General features: G+C 66.7%; 1 pseudogene. It reads right to left on the reverse strand.

Annotated features, from left to right (window positions below):
- Window positions 1-169 precede the first annotated feature (169 nt).
- A pseudogene (locus ACFO3J_RS35930) lies at window positions 170-507 on the reverse strand (ATP/GTP-binding protein); the annotation flags it as partial.

The raw sequence follows: 507 nt of genomic DNA on the forward strand, positions 1-507 counted from the left end.
GAACGGGTGTTGGGGTGGGTTTGGGGGGTGTGGTCTGGGGTTGTTCCAGTTTTTGTGAGTGGTTCGGTGGGTGTTGTACGGAGCGTCTGGGTCTGATGGCCCGGGCGTTTTTTGCTGCTGGAAGGCGTTTTGCCTGGTCAGTGGGTTGAGGGTGGGTGGTGGGGGTGGGTTAGCGGGTGGGGCGTCGTTGTTGTTCGGTGTGGTGGTCGAGGGTGATCGCGTCGAGGGTGACGCGGGTGATTTTTTCGGTGCCGTCGTGGATGGCGATGATGGCTGCTTGGCGGATGAGCCGGGTGAGGGCGCCGATGCGGCCTGCGGTGCGTTGGTGGAGGTGGCTGGTCATGCGGGGGAGGGTGCCGGGCCGGTGGGCGTGTAGGTCGAGGGCGTTTTCCAGGCCGGTGACCAGGTCGCGGAAGGGGTGGGCTTGGCCGTGGCGGGCGGGGAGGGGTCCGGCGTGGATGAGGGTGGCTCTGGCGGCGAGTTGGGCGCCGCGGATTCCGGAGAACA

It is taken from the genome of Streptomyces polygonati (assembly GCF_042650325.1).
In the GTDB taxonomy this organism is placed as follows: Bacteria; Actinomycetota; Actinomycetes; order Streptomycetales; family Streptomycetaceae; genus Actinacidiphila; species Actinacidiphila polygonati.